This is a genomic window from Luteibacter sp. P4_E6, assembly GCF_056401535.1.
This window is the reverse complement of record NZ_JBFUJE010000331.1, coordinates 1-4,409: the sequence shown is the minus strand read 5'-3', so window position 1 is coordinate 4,409 and position 4,409 is coordinate 1. Positions and strand designations below refer to the sequence as shown.

3 protein-coding genes are annotated in these 4,409 nt (G+C 60.4%); 2 read left to right on the top strand and 1 reads right to left on the bottom strand.

Going from position 1 to position 4,409, the window contains the following annotated elements:
- Positions 1-40 precede the first annotated feature (40 nt).
- Both AC1DT2_RS16580 and AC1DT2_RS16575 read left to right on the top strand, forming a co-directional pair.
- Entirely contained in the window at positions 41-1,627 is a 1,587-nt protein-coding gene (locus AC1DT2_RS16580) for a recombinase family protein (RefSeq protein ID WP_477297521.1), read from the top strand.
- Between the two features lie 445 nt (positions 1,628-2,072).
- Positions 2,073-3,950, top strand: a complete 1,878-nt coding sequence (locus AC1DT2_RS16575) for a recombinase family protein (RefSeq protein ID WP_477297519.1) — start codon at positions 2,073-2,075, stop codon at positions 3,948-3,950.
- Between the two features lie 178 nt (positions 3,951-4,128).
- Here the strand turns inward: AC1DT2_RS16575 and AC1DT2_RS16570 are convergent.
- The coding region (locus AC1DT2_RS16570) for a hypothetical protein (RefSeq protein WP_477297517.1) at positions 4,129-4,409 on the bottom strand (281 nt) is incomplete at its 5' end.

Genomic DNA, 4,409 nt, shown 5'->3' with positions numbered 1-4,409 from the left:
CCGTGTAACAGGGTTTTCCCGCGTTGAAAGTCGGCCTACAGTGGACGACACAGCCGCCCGGCGGCCACGCGGTGCCACGCCCTTGTCTACAGCATCCAATCCTGGCGTCCCGCCCGTTTTTGTGGCGGCATACCTGCGCATGTCGACAGACATGCAGCAATACTCGATGGCCAACCAGGAAGCAGCCATTGAAGCGTATGCACTCGACCATGGCATGACGGTCGTGCGCGTCTATCGTGATGCCGGACGCAGTGGCCTGACCATTGAGAAACGGCCAGGACTTCTTGCGCTGATGGAAGACATCCGTTTGGGCCATGTCGGGTTTGGCGGCGTGCTCGTGCTCGACGTGTCGCGCTGGGGCCGGTTCCAGAACACCGACGAATCTGCCTACTACGAATTTTTGTGTTGGCGGGCTGGCGTGCAGGTTCTGTATGTCGCAGAAAGCTTTGAGAACGACCAAACTCCTTTCGCCATGGTCTTCAAGGGCATCAAGCGGGCCATGGCTGCCGAATACAGCCGGGAATTGTCAGCGAAAGTTTCCGTCGCGCAGCGCCGCCTGGCGAAGATGGGCTTTCGCCAGGGCGCGATAGCCGGTTATGGCCTGCGCCGGCTCCTGGTAAATGCCGATGGCGAGGCGAAGTTCCTGCTGGCCGACGGGGACAGGAAGAGCCTCACAACTGACCGCATCGTTCTGGTGCCGGGACCGCCCGAGGAAGTGCAGCGGGTGCGGTGGATATTCGAGCAGTACCTCGAAGGGAAGGGTTGTTCGGGTATCGCACGCGCGCTGAACGAGGAAGGGGTCGTCAGTCATCGTGGCAAGCGATGGGTGTATGCCACAGTGCGGACTGTGCTCGACGGGGAAAAATATATCGGACATGCCGTTTACTGCCGCTCGAGCAAAAAGCTCTCTGGGCGGATGACGCAGAATGCGGAGACCGAGTGGTGCCGGAAGGACGACGCGTATGAGGCCATCGTGCCCATCGACCTCTTTGAGGCCGTTCGCACCGAGCGTTTGCGTCGCCGCAAACACGATTCAGACGAAACGTTGCTCGACGGTGTTCGAAGACTGTTGAAGAGAGAAGGGCGGCTCACCGCACCATTGATTGACGCCGAGCCGGACTTGATGTCGAGTCACGGACTTGCCCGCCACTTCGGGGGACTGAGCGGCCTTTACAGGGCGCTTGGTTACACACCCAATCGCCACAACCGCTACGCCGAAATTCGGCGATGGCTGACGGACTGGCGGGAGAGCCTGACGTCTTGCAGCCAGGAATTGCTGGAAGAGTGTGGCTCACGGGTCGAGCGGATGGGATGGCAGTTGAGAATTGACAACGCCTGGACGGTGTCGTTTGTCATCGTGCATGGGTCCCGGCCCGTGGGAAAAATGCAGCAATGGTTCAATCATCGACGCGCCGAAGACACGGACATCGTCGTCTTTGCCCGCGCCGTTTATGGGGAACCCGGGCCAATGGACTACTTCGTGCTRCCACGCGTGCTCTTTCCAGAGTGGCCCAAGTGCTTTTACACCCGCAACCATCCGATACTCGATTCTTGCCGGTATCCGTCCCTGGCCATCCTCGGCGACCTGGCCCGATTGTCCAGAATGGAATCGCAGTTGTGTGGATAAGTCACGCAGAGCGCGCCTGCATACACCGGCAAGAGGCGGCGGCCATCGCTGCAGCGTCTGCAAGTGCGGAGGCCCGGTTTCATACGGTCACGAAAGTACTGCGCGAGCTGCTCTCTGATGCCCACACTGCAGAACTGCTTGCACAACGTGGCTTGCGTCAGGTTTGCCTCGGTCGTTCATCGCGAGTGGCTGCGAACGGCGACGCGAAAGGTCTAGCTGTTTTGGAAGGTGTCGTGCTTGCCGGCGTCGTTCAAAGACTGTTATCAGACGCCGAACTGGTGCGCTGGATGTCCCGGCATCACGCCAAAGGGCTGGCAGCGCTGCAGGGTGCATCCATTTGACCTCGACGGGTGTCCGATGGGCCTTTGATGCATTTTTCTGGCTTCCCGTATTCGCCATTTGGGCGTAGCGTGAATTTTCGGCTCTTCGGGCTGGAGAAGCACCGATGGAACGCACCAAGGCAGATGAGGCGGCGTCTGCGGATATCCGGGTCGCAGAATATGTCCGGATGTCGAGCGAGCACCAGCAGTACTCGACGACGAACCAGTCGGCCGCCATTGCTGTGTATGCCGCTTTGCACGGGATGAATGTTGCCCGCACATACCGGGACGACGGGCGGAGCGGCCTCCGGCTGCAGGGCCGGCCGGGTCTTCAAGGACTTCTTTCGGATGTCTGCTCGGGGCGCGCCGATTTTGAAGCGGTCCTTGTCTACGACGTTAGCCGGTGGGGGAGATTTCAGAATGCCGACGAAGCGGCACACTACGAATTCATCTGCCACGCTGCTGGCGTTCGGGTCGTGTATGTCGCCGAGGCCTTTGAAAACGACGGCACGCCCTTTTCCACCGTACTCAAGAGCCTCAAGCGGGCAATGGCAGGTGAGTACAGCCGCGAACTCTCAGCGAAGGTCTACGCCGGGCAGGCAAGGCTCATCTCGCTGGGGTACCGCCAGGGCGGCCTGCCTGGGTATGGCCTTCGGCGCATGCGCGTCGACGCGGCGGGTCGCGAGCTCGGCATTCTGGAGCGCGGTCAGCACAAGGTGTTTACGACAGACCGCATCGTTCTCGTTCCCGGTCCAATCGACGAGGTAAAACGGGTTCGTGAGATGTATCGCCAGTTCATTGCCGGCGCTTCACTGCCAGCCATCGCACGGGAAATGAATGCGGCTGGACATCTCAACGCCGATGGAAAGGCGTGGACCGCCCAGCACGTGCGGGTCCTGCTCACGAACACAAAGTATCTCGGAGAAAACGTATACGGAAAAACGCACGGAACCCTGCACCAGGCGCGCGTAAAGGTGCCGGAAAGCGAATGGGTAACATGCAAGGGTGCATTCACGGCCATCGTTCCGAAGCGGTTGTTCCGTGCCGCCCGCGACCGCTTTCGTACCGTTTCCGTGAATCAGAGCGACGAGGAGGTGTTGGCCCCTCTTCGCCGCATTCTCGAGCGGGACGGCTACATCAGCACCAAGCGCATCCAGGACGAGCCGGATGCGCTGTCCATCCCGGCCCTGTGCCGACGGTTTGGTGGACTGCGGCATGTATACGCGCGCATCGGCTTTGCGCCGCCTAAGAACCTTGTCTACGCCGATGCCCGGTTCTTCCTGCGTGACGTCCGCGAGCTGCAGACCGTGGCCCTCACTGCCGTATTCGAGAACCTGGGTGTTCCGGTGAGCAGGGACGGATGGGTGGTGACCGTGGCAGAGGCCTGGACTGTGTCCGTGACGGTCATCCGGACGTCGATGTACCGCAATGTCGAACGCTGGTACATCCGCCAGATACCTGCTGCGACTGACGTGGTCGCGTTCGTTCGCATGACGGCTGATGGGACCAGCATCCGGGACYTTGTCTTTTGGCCCAGGGTCGTTTACGGTTTCTTCCCCAAAGACGTCTCAGCGCGCGCCTGTAATGCGATTCCTGCGTACACGGCAACATTGATGGAGGCACTCGCGGCGGCCATATACCGAACTGGCACACCCGACATATCCCCAGCACGCACGGACAGCCTGGATGCGTCGCTTCGAAGTCTTTCCGAAGAGTGCGCTGCACTGAACAAGTCGCTGCGTGCTGCGCTTCGACATGCCGGCGTTTCAGGTGTGGTCACAACGGCAATCCCGGCGCCGGATTTTCCAACAGCGTCAAGCACCGACGACGGGATTATGAGGCAAGGTGCGCAGGTGCTGGAGTTTGTCGTTCTGGCCCGGCAGGCCCAACGGTCCCTGCGTGACGCCGCCTTCGTCGGATGGTTGGCGCGTCGCCATCCCGAAAACCTTCAGATGCTCCAGGATGCCTCCGACAGACTCGGAACCGTCATCGCGAGCGCGTAGGACTGGCCGGAACCTTGATGGTCGCTGTCCTCAATGGGCTTTCCGTCTCCCTGCGCGGGCGTTCCTGAGCAAGCCGAACCACTGACAACCCGGTGATGTTTTGCATTGAGATAGCAATCGTGCGGCTCAGCCCCAACCGCGCAGGTGTAACATTTGTGCGACAGGAACGGCACACCGTTCACAGCACGCGGTGATGGCTGACCTTGCGGTGGGAAGGCGCGGTTGTTGAGCGTTGCCGCCATGTTGCTCGTCCCGTTTTGTTATGGAAATTCGGCAAATTCCCAGCGTAGTCCGACCGACGAATCGGCAGAACGGGCAACGCGGCGAACAGCGGTGCCGGCAAGTGCTTTTTTTTGTGTAGGGGTTGGCCGTGTCGTCGTGTAAGCGGTTTCCTACGGCGAAAGTTATAGGCGCGGCCTGTCCCAACACTTCCCGAAATGGCATCGCAAGAAATCGTCG